A 16,831-nucleotide genomic window follows, 5' to 3' on the forward strand; every position below is an offset into this window, starting at 1 on the left:
CCGGCAAGAGCGCGGGAGCTTGGCGAGGTTGTGCGCGTGGCGTCAAGCGCTGGCCACCGTTTGAGCGGTGACCGTGCAATTACTCAGCCGGCGGCTCCGCGCAGTTCCGTGTTACGCCGCCCCCGCTGACGAACGTGCCCACCGCCGTGACAAAGCACGTGGGTGCCACCAACGCCAGCAGATGCGCACCGCGATCCACCGTGTGGAATGTCACGTCCCCCGCCTCGCCCAGCATGGCCGCGTGTTCTCTCGCACCCTCATACGCCGTGTTGGGGTCCAGCGTGCCCTGCAGGATCAGTGTCCGGGGCAGCGTGTCCGGACTCTTCCCGAACCACGCATCACGGGCATAGCGAGGGACCGAACCACCGGTGAGCAGGCCGGGGATCGGGCTCACGAACAGCGCGTCCCTGGCCTCGTCTTCCACCGTCGAAAGCGTGAGCTCCGGGCGTGCATTGTTCTCGGATGCGGCAATCAGCATGACCAGCGGCAAGGCCGGCTGGTTGTTTCCCTCCTGCCCGAGCTGGCCGATTGCTGTCTTCCAGTCACCTGCCGCAGCGGCCAGCGAACGGGCGTCGCCCTTGGAAAGGTCTTCCACGATCGTTGGCATGCGATCACGCAGGGCCGGGAAGCTCAGCAAAGCGCTGAAGAACCGGCGCAGATCGCCACCGGGCACCTCACGGTGCCACGCCGCGTCTTCGTCCGCCAACAGTGCCCGATAGCGCTCGAGGGTATGTGCATCCACGCTCTGCCGACCGACTTCATCGACGAGCGCGGTGCGTCGGCTGAGGTCCCACTTTTCGGTGGCCTCCGGTGGTACCAGGCCATCGAGGATCAGCGCCTCGATCGGGAGGTCGTTGATCTGCAGCGCACGCAGCGCCAACTGCGTGCCGTAGGAAACGCCATACAGCAGCACCCGGCCGCGCTTGTCCGCACCCGACATCAGAACGGCCAGGTCCTGTGCGCCCTCGGTGATGGAGAACGCCGAAGTGCGTGGCAGGTTGGCGTACATCGCACCGATGCAGGGGCCCCACTCCGGCCCTGCCAGCCCGGTGCCACCGGGACTCCCGGGTGACTCCTGCGTGGGGCAGATCCGAGAGGAACGGCCCGTGCCGCGGTGATCCGGAATCACCAGATCGAACCCGGGAAAGGCACGCTGGTAGGTCCGGATCATCGGATACAGAGAGGCGCCGGCCTCACCTGGGCCACCGGACAGCACCCAGACCTCGCCTTTTCGCGCTGCGGCAGGGCTGGCAGGGATGCGGCGCACGAACAGCGAGAGCGACTCGCCGGCAGGGTCGGCGTGGCGCAGCGGCACATTCACCGTGGCGCACAGGGAGCCCTCCAGCAGGGGAGCGGCGGCGCCATCCGCGCAGGGGCGCGGCGTCGCTTCCGATGCCGTGGCCATGAAGAGTGAGATCAGAAGCAGCATCGACCACAGCGCGTTGCGAGACACCGGCCATCCTCTGGCGTACAGGAGTGCGAACGATGACGCTTGAGAAAGGGCGGGGCGAATGCCGGAAGTAACGTGAGGAGAGTGTGGGTGGGACCTATGGCGCCAAGTAGACCTCTGCACGGTCTAGATTGTCGTTCAGAAGCGCAAAACCACGAAGCTCAGTACTGATGAGTGAGTCGCGCCCGACGATTGCCGAGTACGAATCTCGCTGAAGCAGCCATCTGATAAAGTCCGGAAAAAGTTGAAGCCAATCCACAGGGAGAGGGAGGCAACATGGCTGGGAAGTCATCCGGAGCAGGTGGGCTGGTTGTACTGGGATTGTTAGTGCTGTTTGTCACAATGTGCAGCGTGGACACGCAGCACGGCCCGCAGCGCTCCCTCACTGTCCACTCGCCAAGTTTGATGCCAACTCCGAGTGAAACACCTCCTGTGGAGATGTCACAGACCAAATTTGTGTCAACAAATGTGCTCAACCAGCGATCCACTCCCAATGGAAAGGTCGTTGGAAAACTGGCGGGCGGCGACCCTGTTGTCGTGTACGAACGTCAAGGAGAGTGGACACGGGTTTCGCCGGAGGGAACCTCTCCCAGATGGGTAAGCTCGAAGCTGCTGTGCAATGGAAGTGGCTGCTACCAACCATCTGCCAAATCGGCGCGTTCACGCGAAAGGTCTCGGCCTGTTCGGAGCAACCCTGTTGATGCGGGGTGTCCATGCTCGGGCTCCCGCATCTGTATTGGTCCCCGAGGTGGCCGCTACTGCATTACCTCCGGAGGAAACAAGCGGTACGGTGTTTAAGGGCGCCGCTTGTTACGCCTGTCTATGCCCGAAAGCCGACTATGCACGCACAGGCGCGGGATGACCCCCATTTTCCACTATCTGTTCTGACACCTATCTGTCCATCATTCCACCCGCACCGCGATCCAGCTGGCGATACCCGATCGCCTCACCCAGATGCGCTGTCTCGATCGCCTCGCATCCCGCCAGATCCGCAATCGTCCTGGCCACGCGCAGGATCCGATGCATCGCCCGCGCCGAAAGCTGCAACCGCTCGATCGCCTGTTCAAGCAGCGCCTGATCGCTCTCACACAGCCGCGTACACGCACGCAGTGCCTTGCTGTCCAAGTGTGCATTGAGCGCGCCGCGTTCCAGCTGCCGGTCCCGCGCGGCGATCACCCGTGCCCGAACCAACTCGCTGCGTTCGCCGAGCGGCGTGTCATCGCGCAGTTCCTCCGGCGATAGCCGCGGCACGGTCACATGCAGATCGATCCGATCCAACAACGGCCCTGACACCCGCCCCCGATAGCGCTGGATGCGCTCGCTCGTGCACAGGCAGCGGTTGCTGCGATCACCCGCCCAGCCGCACGGGCAGGGGTTCATCGCCGTGACCAGCTGGAAGCGCGCCGGGAACACCGCACTGCGCGCGGCGCGGCTGATGCGGATATGGCCGGATTCGAGCGGCTCACGCAGCACCTCCAGCGCATTGCGCGACCACTCCGGCAACTCATCCAGGAACAGCACACCGTGGTGCGCCAGCGAGATCTCGCCGGGGTGCGGCGGGTTGCCGCCACCGGCCAGCGCGGCCGGGCTGGCGCTGTGGTGCGGTGCCCGGAAGGCGCGCTGTCGCCAGCGCCGCACGTCCAGCCCGCTGCCGCTGATGGAGGCGATCGCAGCGGTCTGCAACGCCTCCGCTTCGGTGGCCTCGGGCAGGATGCCCGGCAGGCGTGAGGCCAGCAGGGTCTTGCCGCAGCCGGGGCTGCCGATCAGCAGCAGGTGGTGCCCACCGGCAGCCGCGACTTCCAATGCGCGGCGCGCATGCGCCTGTCCGCGCACGTCGGCCAGGTCGGGGCAGGGGTCGCTCTCTACCGCCACCCGTTCGGCGCGCGGCAGGCGGCGCGGATCACCCACGGCGGAGCAGGCTTCCAGCAGCGTGCGCGCCACGCGTACATCGGCACTTTCGGCCAGGGCAGCTTCGGCCGCGTTGGCTGGCGGCACGATCAGCGTGCGCCCGGCCTCGGCGGCCGCGATGGCGGCCGGCAGCACGCCCTCCACGGGGCGCAGTTCCCCGGTCAGGGCCAGCTCGCCGATGAACTCATGGCGACTGGTCTCCGCCGCATCGATCTGGCCGCTTGCGGCAAGGATGCCCAGGGCGATGGCGAGGTCGAAGCGGCCGCCTTCCTTGGGCAGGTCGGCAGGGGCGAGGTTGATGGTGATGCGGCGCTGCGGGTAGTCGAAGCGGGCGCACATCAATGCGGCGCGGACGCGTTCGCGGGATTCACGGACGGTGGTTTCGGGCAGGCCGACGATCTGCGTGACCGGCAGGCCGCCGGAGAGATGGACCTCCACGCGCACCAGCGGTGCATCGGCGCCCGTACGCGCGCGGCTGTGGACCAGTGCCAGCGCCATGCGATGTGGCCTTTGAAGCGGACAGGCGAGCAGTGTGGGGGCGCCGGCATACGGCGTCTGTCGGGACTATACCTGCGCCCAGTGGGTGGAATGCCATGGGTTTGCCCCGAGGCCATCGATTGCGACGAAACAGAATCGAAGCGCACCTCGTACCCTTAAACGGACGGCGGCGCGACGAATGCGCAGATGAGGGGCGATTTCCCACACTACGTTGCGCTCGCACCATCATCAAAAGCTGACGGCGCGAGCATCACGATAGGTACCCAAGCGAGCGTTTTGTAACCTAACCTCACCCAAATACGCGGCGCACGTGGCGGCGAAAAAAGATAACATCAGCATCCAATTCTGAACCCGCGCAATACCCAAGCCGTCACCGCGTAAAGGGGTCGATTGATATTGGCTTTTCACCCATTCTGAGGAAGTCGCAATAGTGGCAGAAGTTACATCCATGACTTACACAGTGTCGCGGGGTACGGGGCCCGGCGCAGTCCTCGCTCCGAATCTGCATGAGGACGGCAAGTACGTAGCTAGCATGACCCGCTTCGAGCAGGAGTATGTTCGTGTTGAGTCGCTACGGGAGCTGGCCGTTCTTGCTCAGCATGGCTTTAGTGTCCGTATGAGCAGTCCCCGTAGTGCCAATCATCGGGCGCCAAGTCATATCTCTCCTGGTTCGATACAGATCTCATTTCGAGGCCCGGTGGTAGTTGCCTGATGCTTCAAGCCCGCATGCTTCACCGGTTTGCTTAGTGCAGGCAATGGCCAACTGTCGCTTACGGTGGAACGCGGGCACGGTGGCGAACACCGTTGATCGGCACAGCCCGACGGGCATCCGTTGCCGTGGGGCAGGGGAACACCGGGCACTGACCCAGACGTCCGATGTCTCAGACCGAGGGTAAATGCATGCTGCACTTGCAACACGTTCCGGCTAAACAAATCATTGGCATGATTACCAAGCGGCTTCATTCGAGCACGCCGTCAGTGAACCACGCAGCTCTGTCCCAATGCTGCTCCCAAAATAGATCATGGCAGTAACGCTGGCGTACGCCCTATCTCTTGGCGCCCTGCGAGTAGCTCACCTCGCCGTCCTGCTCGATGAACCGTAGCTCTGGATGCCCTTGGTAGGTCGTCAGCATTGCGACCGATCCGTTCTGATGAATGACAAACAGAGACGCACCGGCTTTCTCATTGGCCACCACTTTGAATACTTCACTGCCGTCACCTGCACCATCCAGCGTCAGCACGGCCTCATCGCCTGTGTCGACGGTCAGGTAGCCGCCACGCTCATTACCGTCCGGACCATTGAGCAGAATGCCGGCTGCAGGCGCAATGCGCGCTTCGCGTTTACCAAGGATCATCGGCCCGTTCACGGGCGCGCCTATTTCAACGCGCGGCACACCCGACGCGTCCCGAACGATCAGGCCCCGGGCTTCAACAACGCGTGATGGATCATTCGCTTGCCCTGCCTTGTGCAGGGCGACAAGGGAGACGGTGGTCGCTGTCAGCGAAATGGCGATGTTGAGCAGGAGCCCTTTCAAGTCTTTCTCCATGAATGTGTATCGTGGTCCCTCAATGATCTGCGATAAGCGAGAGCTCAAGCAAACGGTCCGTTTCTTTTCTCTTGTCGTGACTGGATCATTGTGAAAGATTAATTCGGGTGATCCGAATGTTGCCGGGGCCGTGACACTGCAAAGACACGCATCTGTACGCAGTCCAGTGGCATATCGCAGACTGAGCGTCACCGAGGGATCAGCGACTCGTCAATCACCCTCACAATCCCGCCGCACCACGATCCAACTGCCGATACCCGATCGCCTCACCGAGATGCGCCGTTTCGATCGCCTCGCATCCCGCCAGATCCGCAATCGTCCTGGCCACGCGCAGGATCCGATGCATGGCCCGCGCCGAAAGCTGCAACCGCTCGATCGCCTGTGCAAGCAGCGCCTGGTCGCTCTCACACAGCCTCGTGCACGCCCGCAACGCCTTGCTGTCCAGGTGTGCATTGAGCGTACCGCGTTGCAAATGCCGGTCCCGCGCGGCGATCACCCGTGCCCGCACCGCCTCGCTGCGCTCGCCGAGCGGTGTGTTGTCACGCAGTTCCTCCGGCTATAGCCGCGGCACGGTTACATGCAGATCGATCCGGTCCAGCAACGGCCCTGACACCCGCCCCCGATAGCGCTGGATGCGCTCGCTCGTGCACAGGCAGCGGTTGCTGCGATCGCCCGCCCAGCCGCTAGTGCACATGTAACATCATCGCTGTGGACATCCAGGAATATTCATAAAATTCAATGCGTTAGCTACTCGCGCCCAGTCCATTGTCGATGACTTTCGAGGATGGACAGCGTCTGCGGAGTTTCAGACGTCTGAGTCGGGCGTTCGGCTGCTGTGGGCGCCAGCATCTCTGGTTGCCAGATAGCAGCCTGATGCCTTGGCCAAGCGGCACGAGCAACTGATCCGGCAGCCGCAGGTGTTCCAGCCGTGGGCATGGCCACTGGGCAGAGGCAGTCAGGCCAAGGGCACGTCCGTTGCCGCCAGGGTGCGCACGACAAAGCAGCACCTGCTCTTGGTGTCGTGCATTCGTCAACTCTGTGGAGGTAGGTTCGGAGATGGCGTTAGAACTGGCATCTTAACGTCGGGCATATTTGCGTCCCAGAGCTCAGCGGAAAATTCAGACCACCGCGCGATGCTCATCTGAAGAAATGCGATATCCGTTTGTAAAAGCTCTTCAAGATTATTTGGGTATAGAACGTTGTATCGTATGCCGACCAATGTATGCGGAACCTTTGCCTTCTTTGATACTTCTCGAAGAATGCTGAAGTGCGCCAGATAGCGTCCTAAGACCTGAGTGAGCGTCTCGCTCGTAGCGAGAACTAGCCCGCCTTTCTCATGAATTAGCGTGGACATCTGTTCGCCAATATCAACGATGTCATTGACCATCGGCAGGGTTTCTGGGTGTTGTGTGGCAAGCTCGTGCATTGCCTCAATCAGCCTGAACCGGATCGGTGATGATGACCCGGCATCGTAAATGAAAAGATGATCCTTTCCATCGTCTTCGTGTCGAAAGTCAAAGCGAAGAGGGTCCTTGGCGTTCAGGTGATCACAGAGCTGGCGCCGGATGCCAGAACTTCTCTGTAGGCTTAGAAATAGTGGGTAATAGAACTCATGGGCCTGTTGGGATCGATACTCAATGATCTTTGTCTGCGCTCCAAATGCAGCATCGGCCCGATTCGCCCTTTCTGCTGAAGCACGTAGCTTGCTCTGGGATCGAGCATTTATCGCACTACCAACGAAGACACCTGCAAATCCCAGTATTGCTGGTAAGAGCCTCTCCAGCCAACTGGGCTTGTTGTCACGAATCGCCTGCATCAACCTGAGTTCGCTGGCGCTGACATCCGTTGTAGTCAACGTTCTGCTGGCTTCGGGCAACCCGGCCTGCAGCGCCGGTGTGCCGCGACGGATAATTGCTGTTGCTACAGTAGGTGCTTCTGTTTCTGATGTGCTCAAGCGGTCAGACGCTAGCGCGTGCCCGCCGGAAGCATGTAGCGCTGGTGAACTTGAGAGCGCCAGTCCCATCACCAATTGCCATGCCATATTCATATTATTCTCTCTGCCCCCTGTGAGCGGCTAGTATCTCTGCTGGCTACCGACAGTTCCATAGGAAGCCACACTTACTCCTTCCGACGTGGCAACAGGTTGGAGCGTTGTCGGAAGCGTCTCTTGGTGGATCCACTCTGCATACGGTGCCGTACAGGCCCGCTTCCCCCGTGTCAGCGGTCCTTCCGGATGCTCTGCTCAACAGGGGCGCGGCGGCTATTTGTTCCCCATGATCCTTTCAGGGGAATATCATGCGAGGAGCATGACGCAAGAACTTTTCCTCAGAGCCGGAGGATGCCATGGCAATAGCCCTGCTTGAGTTGACCCAGCATGCCAACAGCGACGTTCTGGAGCAGCTAGTTGTCGTCACTTTCGCCGAGGCAACTGCGTGGCCGCTTCGATCCACGAAAGGGGAAGTGATTTGCTGCCGTTTGTTCGCGCAGACCGGCAATGGTGTGTCTAGTGTGCCACCAAGCGTCCGAGCGCTCCTGCAACTTGTGGTTCTGTCCAGCTTCGAGCAGCTCGCAAAGTGCCGCAACAGCGAAGAGCAAGGTGTGCCTGGCCCCTCAGTAGCACTGTGGCAGGAGGGAGCTCTGCAAAGGCTAGAGGGTCTCTCGCTTACCGAAAGCTTCGCAGTTTGGCTGCAGAGGAGTGGGACTAATGAGGAGTGTGTATTGATTGAGCTACAAGGTCCGCCGCCGGCAGCGGCGACTGCGAATGCTCCCGACATTGAACCGTCCTATATCCGTTTGCGCGACGGCTTGGCCAACCATATTCTGCGCCGCGATGGAGCATTGAAGGTTGCGCATATGGATCCAGGCGCTGCTGTCCGCACAGGCTTAGCTAGGATAGAGAACGTTGGCCCAAGCCAGCAGATCCTGATAGACGCCGCAGCGCAGCGCGAGTGGCTCTCTGGCTCGCATGTCCTCTAGAAAAGTCTTGAGTCCAGGCCTTGGGATCTGGCTGATGGCATTGGAGATCAGCGTTCCCTCAAGATCCAATGCAAGGATGGTTGGACGCACGGGGAAAACTCGACGACTGGAGAAGAGCACATACCTTGCTCGCAGGAATTGACTTTGTCTACATCGTGACCCTACTGGTACGCCTACTACCGGTGAAGGTGTGAGCCTACTGGTACGGTCTCCGGCCAGGTGAGGCGATGGCGACCTTGCGAGCTCATTGGATGGCGCGGTGGTGGTTCCAAGCGGAAGTTCTGAGTGCGTAAGCTGCAGCGCAGCGGGTCTTTTGCTATACGCGGCAACTCAAGGCTCCTGAAGAAGAGTCTGTGGGAACGACTAAACGACAGGCATAGGTTTCGCTATCGGACTGGCATGAACTCTCTCGAGAATTTCTGCCAATCATGAATCGATCAGATTGTCGAGTCAGTCTGACGGCAATCTCAGTCCTTCAACCATCGTCGGAGCAGTCAAGGTCCTGATCTAAGCTATGCCGTCCCAACTCTATAAATTCAAAGAACGGAGTCACAAGCATGAGCGTGGAAGCAGTAGAGCAACAACTACAGTCGTATGTCACCACCGCAGCAAAGGTCGCTTGGGTTCGCACGCAAGCAAGTGCGGGTCCGAAGCTTGCGATCTCCAAAGCAGATGCCGCTCGACTGCATGACTTGCTCAAGAGCAAGCAGAGGCAGCCGGCATTCGCTCTTGCACTTGCTATGGCTGTAACTAGTGGGGTGAACGAGCTCGTAGTCGAGTTGCGACGACTCGGATACTTCCGCAGCTCACGCTATGGCTTCAACGTGGGACCAATCCGGGAGCTTGTCAGCGTCCTGCAGGCGCTTCGAGATGATCTCGGGCTTGAGAAGACGTGGTCAGAATACCTGGCCTCCGTTGCTGCTCTCTACAAGCTTGCGCCCGAAGCCAAGCGTATGAGGAACTCATTACTTACCCGCCTGGAAGATCGCCGAGGCAAGGCCCTAAAGAGCCTGCTGGCGGTGGTGGACGACGCCTTCGCAAGTGGGATAATGGACAGTTCCGACACTTGTGCACTAGGAAATGGTGCATCAGATCAGGCTACGATCGTCTCGCGGATCATCTCGCTGGTCCAGGAAGAGGGCGGGCTTCGACCGCAAGATCTCAGGCTGGCTGACTCGGATGTTGTTAGCAAGTTCAACGGGACATACGAGCGAGCCTATGAGGACGCTCGCTGCATTGAGGTGCTGCATACCGCGGAGACAATGATCGACGGCCTGCCTTATCGCGCGGAGGATCATGTCGGTGGGGTGGTTATAAGCTCAATTGACCCCGATCTGGAAAAATCTGTTCGACTTGGGTACATCCAAATGGAGTCGCAGGTCGCTCTCCGTCAGCATCACCTTTTGAGTAGCTGGGCGGATGGTGACCTATCGCCGCCTTCGATCTTTGAGCTGTTTGAGCAATACTATGACGAGAAGTTCTCGGATTTCGCTGAAATCAAGGGGGGAGTGAACCGGCGTGTAACCTTCACGCTGACGGGCAACCACGATGATTTCGCGACACTCGCGCAAGAGCGTCTCTTCAAAGAGGACCGTCTCTTTCTTGCGCAGCTGAGCGTAGAGCACTACGGAGACGCAGGTGCAGATCCTGTCGAGGTCGCTCCTGGTCTGCTCGCCTTTGACGTCTTGAAGGTTAATCGTCTGTTCGCGCTCATCTCTTACGTCTTCAGGCGGGAGTTCGCCAAGATCGAGGATGCCCAAGAGCGGCAGCGCGTCATCGTTCACTCTTCGGTCTTCCCGCTGAAGCGAGAGCAGCTGCTTTTGATCCTAGGATTCGTTCTGCCACGCGACAAGGCAGAGAAGGTGTTAGAGCTGTTGGAGATGAACGAGTCGAGAGCGGTTGTAGACCTTCAGTACACCCCCTTTATCAAGGCGGGTGACTCCTACCTGCTTACGCCATCGTTGATTGCACACTCCAACTTGGTTCGCAATCTCGCCGTGCTTAATGGACTGAACGCAACTCGGATCAAAGGCAAGGATCCCATGCAGACAGCCGTTGCCGGTGCACTGCGAGAGGCTGGCTTCCTGGTTGAGGAAGAGGTGGTCAGTTCCCAGGCTAGTAAAATTGGCGATACGGACATCGTTGCATACAAGGATGGTGTGCTCTATCTCTTTGAGTGCAAGAACGCCTATGTCCCTTGTAACGTGCATGAGATGCGCAACAGCTACATGCATATTGAGAAGGGAGCGAAGCAGCTGACCCTGCGCATGAAGAAGTTCGCAGAGGACTCCCATCGCGACCAGATCTGGGCGAGGCTTGGCTGGACCGTGCCGGCGCCCACCGCTATCCGTACAGGAATTCTCATTGCCAACCGCGTGTTTACCGGTGCAACCGTTGAGGGCCATCCTGTTCGCCAAGCTCATGAGTTCATCAACGTACTGCTTCGAGGCGTAGTCTCAGCGGATGAGACCAACTATCGCGTTTGGGATGGCGATCAGATCTCGACTTCAGACCTCGATCGCTACCTTGGAAATGATGGGCTGCTGGCTGACTATTTTGAGTCGCTGGTTCCGAGCAACTATGGTTATGACTTTGGGTCTCTCCAGGTTGGCTTTGTAAGCTGGAAGCTTGCTCCGAAGAAGCTACTCGAGGTCACCCGGGCGCGCTACACCCGCGAGGTTGAGCACACCGCCTGACGAACCAGAGGTGCCCTGCTTGCGTACCTAGCAGGGCGCCTTTAGCTGTAATGCACCCATGGGGATACATCGTGGGTACGCGACGGGGCTGGGGGTTGATCCCGCCGCATAAAGGCGAAGTGGTTGATGAGGGACAGAGCCCGCTGGGGTCGCCGTGCACCGCATATGACAAGGCGTGTGGACTCGCTTGGAGCATCCGTAATGCGTGGCGGGGCAGAATCCTTAATGAAAAATTGCTGTGGACGTACGTGACATCCTGAGCCAGGCATGCGACGTGTTCTCAGCGCAGCCCGTGCCCTGAGCCCTTCCGGGCACTGTCGATGCTGCTTGAGGACCTGCTCGCACGGTTGGCGCTACATGTGGCGGCGACTAGGGCGGGCGAATGACTGCGTCAAGGGGGCGATACGTTCTCATGGGCAGGTGCAGCGCGTGGCTAGAAAGCCTCCTCGCAGACCCTACGGTCACCCCCCTCTGCGGCATTTCGGGGGGAATTTGTAACTTAGACAGGGCATCTAGCGAGATAGGCATAGGACATCGTCCGACAGCCATTTCAAAAATAGCAGTACAATCAATAGGTTATGGCACGAATCTTCTGTGGGGCCTGCGGTGGCTGGCGACTGTTGCCAGCAGCAACTTTGAACTGGTGGGTGTCGCCAGTAGACTCCCCTCTATGACCTCGATCTCGCTTCCAGCCCCTGTTCAGTTTTCAGGCCACGAAACCTTCCCTCTGCGTCAACTATGGCTGCGAAAGGCTTACGATGCTGCCGCCGACGGCGTGGGGCGGCCCGCCAAGGAAGTCTTTGCGCCAGAAGTAGGCATTCGCCGCTTTGGAGTGGGAAAGAACATGGTCGCAGCCATTCGCCATTGGGCGATGGCGTGCGACATCATCTCGGAGTCCCGCGATGGACGCATTTCCATCGCTCCTACCGGCAAGGCCCTGTTCGGTAATGTTGGACTAGACCCATTCCTCGAGCGTCCTGCATCCGCTTGGTGGATTCATTGGCTGCTAGCAGGGAGAGCGCGACGCTCGACTTCGTGGTGGTGGGTCTTCAATCAGGGTGCTCAACAGTCATTTGACGTGGAACTGCTGACGGACTCGCTCAAAGCCGCCGTTGAGCTGGCTGGGCACAAAACCTCCAGAGTGACCTTGAAGCGTGATGTTGAGGTCTGCGTCCGTTGCTACGCGGCCAAGCGTGATGGTCGAGGTGGAGATGATGCGGCTGAGCCGCTTTTGTCTGAATTGGGTCTTCTGAACGAAGGAAGCGGAGCGACATTCTCCTTCTTGCGAGGCCCTCAGAGCTCACTACCTGAAGGAATCTTCGCGATGGCTCTGATGGAGTTCTGGACGGAGCGTGAGGCTCGCCTGAGCACCGGGCAAGCCACACTTTCATTTGAGGCGATTGCGCACGAGTACGGATCTCCTGGAAGAGTATTCAAGCTCGATGAAAGGGGGATCGAGGATCGACTCTCTGGGCTTGAATCGCTGACAGATGGTCAGCTTCGGTGGACTGATACTGCCGGCGTACGACAGGTCAGCCGGCAGATTCGTGGAGCTCAAGACGAGCTTCATGTCGACCTTTTCAGGAAGGCTTATGGCAAGTAATGTGCGTCCGTCGGTTCAGGTTGCCTCGCGCTTCCAGCGCTCTGTGCAGCTGGAGTCCGATCTAGGCCGAGAGGATGCTCTGGACGGGTATGTACTTCATGGCAGCGGTCAGCTCGCTCTTGAGACGACAGCGCGCTATGTGGGTACATCTCAGCAGCGCGCCTTCACTTGGACCGGGCCATATGGCGGGGGTAAGTCGACCCTTGCATTGGCGCTGGCACAACTTGCTGGTGGTTCACCAAGCGCACGTAAGCGCGCGAAGGCGGTGCTGAGGCTCGATGGAGCCGGCGACGTTGCTCGCACATTCGGCGGCCGCAAGCCGTGGACCGTGATTCCGCTCGTGGGAAGGCGGCAGTCGCTAGAGTCTACTCTGGGCCAGGCAATCGACAAATACGCTCCCATGCGCGGAGCTAAGCGTATGCGCGACGGCGTGCGTGACGTCATTGGCGAGCTGACAAAGCGTGCCGAGAACCCTGACGTTGGCGGGGTCTTGGTCCTGCTTGATGAAATGGGCAAATTGCTCGAAGCCGCTGCCGCTGCCGGCGAGGACATCTACCTTTTGCAGGAGCTCGCCGAGGCTGCGAGTCGCTGTGAAGGGCGTCTGGTCATTGTGGGCGTACTGCATCAGGCCTTTGAGCAGTACGTAGGCAGGTCGCACCGAGGCATTCAAGCCGAATGGGCCAAGGTGCAGGGCCGCTTTGTTGACATCCCGGTCGTCGCTGGTACGGACGAAGTGATTGGGCTGATTGGTGGCGCAATCGAGTCCGCACAGGAGCATCCCAAGTCCCTCAAAGTCAGTCGACTAATCGCAGATCAGATCCGGCTGCGGCGCCCCTCCTCCCCCCCGACACTTGCCGCCTCCCTGGATGCGTGCTGGCCGCTTCATCCCGTGACTGCGGCCCTGCTCGGTCCCTGCTCGCGCAGGCGTTTCGGCCAGAACGAGCGCAGCGTTTTTGGCTTCCTGAGCTCAGCTGAGCCGATGGGATTTCAGGAGTTCTTGCGAGGCCAGGCGGGCGAGATCTCTGCGGTCTACAGCCCTGCTCGCTTCTGGGACTACCTGCGAGTTAACTTTGAGCCGGCGATTCTTGCTTCGGCTGATGGCCATCGGTGGGCGGTCGCCAGCGATGCAATTGAACGGGTGGAGGCGCGCTTCCAGGAGCCCCACGTTGCTCTGATCAAGACGATCGCATTGATCGACATGTTCAGGAACGGGTCTGGCGTTGCGGCAACCAATGATGTTCTGCAGCAGAGCGTTCCTGGTCACGGTGCCAAAGAGATCGCGGCAGCTCTGTCTGATCTTGTGAAATCGAGCGTCGCTGTCTATCGGAAGCACCTTTCGGCTTGGGCGGTCTACGCCGGTAGCGACTTCGACATTGAGGCGGCAGTTGAGCTTGCCAAAGCCAAGCGCACCCTATCCATCGATCAGCAGTTTAAGCAGGTCGGCGCACTGCCCGCACTGAGCGCGCGCAAGCACTACTTTCTCACCGGCACGCTGCGCTGGTTTGAGCGTGTTGTCTCCACTCCCAAGGCCGCCGAAGCGCTGCTTGATGCATCCCGGGAGACGACCGCCGGACGCTTCATCCTTCTTGTTCCCGACGACGACACATCACCGCAAGCTCTTCGCCAGGCAGCAGTAGCCCTGGCTGCGCGGTGCTTGGACTCGATTAATGCCATTGGCGTACCGAAGCTTCATCTCGGCTTGGCTGAGCAAGCTACCGAGCTTGCTGCACTGGAACAAGTCGCAAAGGCAACCCCGAAGCTTGATGGCGATACTGTTGCCAGGCGCGAAGTGTCGGCGCGATTGGAGCACGCACGCCATACGCTGGATGCAAATCTGCGCGAAGCATTCTCCACAGCGACCTGGCATATCGGAGCCGAGGTGCTGACCAGCACTGTAGATGATGGACTCGCACCTATCGCGAGCGCTATATGCGACAAGGCATTCTTCAAGTCGCCTCTTGTGTTTAGTGAGCTGGTGAACCGTGACACTCTTTCGTCAAACGCTGCGAAGGCCCAGCGCATTCTGATGCATCGCATGCTCTCGCATGCGGGCCAAGCTGAGCTCGGCTTTGAAGGCTACCCAGCTGAAGCTGGTCTGTATCACACCATCGTGGCCCCGCTTCAGCTTCATGGAGTCAGTGATGGTGCGGCGGGCTTTCGAACGCTAGATCAGCTAGAGGAGATGGGTAGCTCAAGCATCGTGGCACTATGGCAGGAGTGGAAGGCCCAACTGGTCCAGTCGCGATCGGAGGTTCGTCTTTCGTCCCTATTCGATACGGCTCGGCGCGCACCTTACGGCGTACGCAATGGATTGCTTCCCATTTTCGCTCTGGCCTTCTTCCTAGCTCATCGCAGTGAGATTACTCTGTATATCGATGGCATGTTCACGCCTGAGATGAGCGACGCCGACTCGGATGCATGGCTCCAAGATGCCTCGCGAATTGGTTGGAAGTGGCTTCACATCGATGATAGTTCCCGTAAGATGCTCCGGCAGCTCGCTCGCCGCATGGAGCCCATTGCTGGTAGGCCTGTGCAGGCTGATCCCCTCGATTCGGCTAGGGCGTTGGTAGCCTGGGCATTCTCGCTCCCGACCTGGAGTCGAAAGACAACGTCCGTCAGCGACGCTTCTCGAAGCGTGCGCTCGGTGCTGCTACGTGCATCGGACCCGCTGAAGACAATCTTCGTGGATCTCCCCGAGGCGCTTGATCTCAAGCCCGGAAAGGAGATCGTCGAGGTGATCATCAGCGTCGTCCATGAGCTTGACTCTGCCTATGAGCAAGTGCTGAAAAGGCTTGGGGATCAGCTCCTCATTGCGCTTGCTCACAGTGGGCCCTTGTCGCGAATCCGATCTCGCGCTAAAGCAATCGCAGGCAGGACCGGTGACTTCCGAATCGACGCATTCGTATCCCGGTTAGCTGAGTACGAAGGACTCACAACGCAGAATGAGAGCCTGGCGTCCTTGGCAACAAATCGCGCCGCCCGTGATTTCACGGATCAAGATGTTGAGCGTGCGGGAATTCAGCTGGCCGACTGGGCATTCCAGTTCCGCAGGCTGGAGCTGTTGGCATCGGTCCAAGGGCGCCCCTCGGGTCGTCATGCGCTCGCTGTTGCCTTTGGCAGCCAGAGAACGGTCAGCGCTACGATCGATGTGGGGGAGGAAGATCGAGACGTGATCTCACAGGTTCGCGATGTAATCCTAGCTGCGGCCAAGCGAGAGGGCCTCTCGAAGGAGCTTTACCTCGCAGCTTTGGCTGAGGCAGGAGCAGTAATCCTGGAAGAAGGAATGGAGTCGGAGAGTCACAATGGCTGAGCATCACGTTCTAGGGATTTCCGGCGGCAAGGATAGCGCTGCGCTTGCTGTGTATATGCGGCTCAATCACCCGGAGCTGGACCTCGAGTACTTCTTCACCGACACCGGCAAAGAGCTGCCAGAGGTCTACGACTTCTTGGGAAGCCTTGAAGGATTTCTTGGAAAGGAGATTCTGAGGCTCAATCCACAGCGCGATTTTGACTTCTGGCTGCGGGAGTACAACAACTTCCTGCCGTCTCCGAGGAGTCGTTGGTGCACTCGGCAGCTGAAGCTGACGCCATTCCGAAATTGGATCAAGCCCTGGCTGGAGGCCGGCGACAAAGTCCACAGTTACGTGGCAATCCGATCGGATGAGAACCACCGAGAGGGCTATGACTCAGGCCATCGAAACTTGACCGTTCATCTCCCTTTTCGTGAGGCGGGTATCGATCACTCCGGGGTGATGGAGCTGCTTGACGGTGCTGGTGTCGGTCTGCCCAAGTACTACCAGTGGCGATCGCGCAGTGGATGCACCTTCTGCTTCTTCCAGCAGAAGATCGAGTGGGTTCGGCTCAAGCAGCAGCATCCAGAGCGGTTTGAGGAGGCAAAGCAGTATGAGAAGACGGCCTTGGAACACGGGTCGCCTTTCACCTGGAGCGATCGAGAGTCATTGACCGACCTTGAGCAGCCGGAGCGAATGGACGCCATTGAGCGAGATTTCGAGCGGCGAAAGGAGAAATCTGTCAGCCGTGGCAGGATTAATCCACTGCGCCAGGGTGTTGACCTGCCAGCAGGCGTTGAGATGGAGGAGGTCTTTGGCGAGACCACTGCTTGCGTCATCTGCCAGAAGTAAGAAGGATTTTC

Annotated in this window: 10 protein-coding genes and 1 pseudogene; 6 read left to right on the forward strand and 5 right to left on the reverse strand. The window is 59.5% G+C overall.

Annotated features, from left to right (window positions below; all coding sequences use genetic code 11):
* Positions 1 to 79: 79 nt before the first annotated feature.
* Positions 80 to 1,453 carry an alpha/beta fold hydrolase gene (locus FHY09_RS08605; protein ID WP_456362748.1) on the reverse strand — a complete coding sequence of 458 codons (1,374 nt, stop codon included), beginning with the start codon at positions 1,451 to 1,453 and terminating at the stop codon, positions 80 to 82.
* A gap of 435 nt (positions 1,454 to 1,888) precedes the next feature.
* On the opposite strand from FHY09_RS08605, the gene FHY09_RS08610 reads away from it, so the two are divergent.
* On the forward strand, positions 1,889 to 2,248 hold the full coding sequence (locus tag FHY09_RS08610) for an SH3 domain-containing protein (RefSeq protein ID WP_456362764.1): 360 nt from the start codon (positions 1,889 to 1,891) through the stop codon (positions 2,246 to 2,248).
* Between the two features lie 93 nt (positions 2,249 to 2,341).
* Here FHY09_RS08610 and FHY09_RS08615 read toward each other — a convergent pair whose 3' ends face one another.
* The 4 genes and pseudogenes from FHY09_RS08615 to FHY09_RS08630 form a co-directional block, all read right to left on the reverse strand.
* Positions 2,342 to 3,856 (reverse strand): YifB family Mg chelatase-like AAA ATPase, encoded by a 1,515-nt coding sequence (locus FHY09_RS08615; RefSeq protein WP_166926152.1) that lies wholly within the window; start codon positions 3,854 to 3,856, stop codon positions 2,342 to 2,344.
* Positions 3,857 to 4,902: 1,046 nt separating this feature from the next.
* The gene (locus tag FHY09_RS08620; protein ID WP_166926154.1) at positions 4,903 to 5,403 is read right to left on the reverse strand and encodes a hypothetical protein; all 501 of its coding nucleotides are present in this window, start codon (positions 5,401 to 5,403) and stop codon (positions 4,903 to 4,905) included.
* A 220-nt stretch (positions 5,404 to 5,623) separates the two neighbouring features.
* Positions 5,624 to 6,094 (reverse strand): annotated as a pseudogene (locus FHY09_RS08625) (magnesium chelatase subunit ChlI family protein); the annotation flags it as partial.
* Between the two features lie 339 nt (positions 6,095 to 6,433).
* Positions 6,434 to 7,450, reverse strand: coding sequence for a hypothetical protein (locus FHY09_RS08630; protein ID WP_166926156.1), 1,017 nt, complete (start codon positions 7,448 to 7,450; stop codon positions 6,434 to 6,436).
* Positions 7,451 to 7,746: 296 nt separating this feature from the next.
* Here FHY09_RS08630 and FHY09_RS08635 point away from each other — a divergent pair, with 296 nt between their 5' ends.
* From FHY09_RS08635 to FHY09_RS08655, 5 genes are all read left to right on the forward strand, one after another.
* Positions 7,747 to 8,379, forward strand: a complete 633-nt coding sequence (locus FHY09_RS08635) for a hypothetical protein (protein ID WP_166925555.1) — start codon at positions 7,747 to 7,749, stop codon at positions 8,377 to 8,379.
* 557 nt (positions 8,380 to 8,936) lie between these two features.
* Complete coding sequence (locus FHY09_RS08640; protein ID WP_166926158.1) at positions 8,937 to 11,075, forward strand: hypothetical protein; 2,139 nt, start codon at positions 8,937 to 8,939, stop codon at positions 11,073 to 11,075.
* Between the two features lie 670 nt (positions 11,076 to 11,745).
* Entirely contained in the window at positions 11,746 to 12,678 is a 933-nt protein-coding gene (locus FHY09_RS08645; protein ID WP_166926160.1) for a DUF4007 family protein, read from the forward strand.
* On the forward strand, positions 12,623 to 15,988 hold the full coding sequence (locus FHY09_RS08650) for an ATP-binding protein (protein WP_166926162.1): 3,366 nt from the start codon (positions 12,623 to 12,625) through the stop codon (positions 15,986 to 15,988). The genes FHY09_RS08645 and FHY09_RS08650 overlap by 56 nt, the downstream gene beginning before the upstream one ends.
* Positions 15,981 to 16,820, forward strand: a complete 840-nt coding sequence (locus tag FHY09_RS08655) for a phosphoadenosine phosphosulfate reductase family protein (RefSeq protein WP_166926164.1) — start codon at positions 15,981 to 15,983, stop codon at positions 16,818 to 16,820. The genes FHY09_RS08650 and FHY09_RS08655 overlap by 8 nt, the downstream gene beginning before the upstream one ends.
* Positions 16,821 to 16,831: the final 11 nt, after the last annotated feature.

Source organism: Xanthomonas sp. 60, assembly GCF_011761925.1.

What these genes read in the sequence shown, in the direction of transcription:
- FHY09_RS08655 (WP_166926164.1), top strand. Translation starts at nt 15,981, where the DNA reads ATGGCTGAGCATCACGTTCTAGGGATTTCCGGCGGCAAGGATAGCGCT.
- FHY09_RS08645 (WP_166926160.1), top strand. Translation starts at nt 11,746, where the DNA reads ATGACCTCGATCTCGCTTCCAGCCCCTGTTCAGTTTTCAGGCCACGAA.
- FHY09_RS08635 (WP_166925555.1), top strand. Translation starts at nt 7,747, where the DNA reads ATGGCAATAGCCCTGCTTGAGTTGACCCAGCATGCCAACAGCGACGTT.
- FHY09_RS08630 (WP_166926156.1), bottom strand. Translation starts at nt 7,450, where the DNA reads ATGAATATGGCATGGCAATTGGTGATGGGACTGGCGCTCTCAAGTTCA.
- FHY09_RS08610 (WP_456362764.1), top strand. Translation starts at nt 1,889, where the DNA reads ATGTCACAGACCAAATTTGTGTCAACAAATGTGCTCAACCAGCGATCC.
- FHY09_RS08615 (WP_166926152.1), bottom strand. Translation starts at nt 3,856, where the DNA reads ATGGCGCTGGCACTGGTCCACAGCCGCGCGCGTACGGGCGCCGATGCA.
- FHY09_RS08620 (WP_166926154.1), bottom strand. Translation starts at nt 5,403, where the DNA reads ATGGAGAAAGACTTGAAAGGGCTCCTGCTCAACATCGCCATTTCGCTG.
- FHY09_RS08640 (WP_166926158.1), top strand. Translation starts at nt 8,937, where the DNA reads ATGAGCGTGGAAGCAGTAGAGCAACAACTACAGTCGTATGTCACCACC.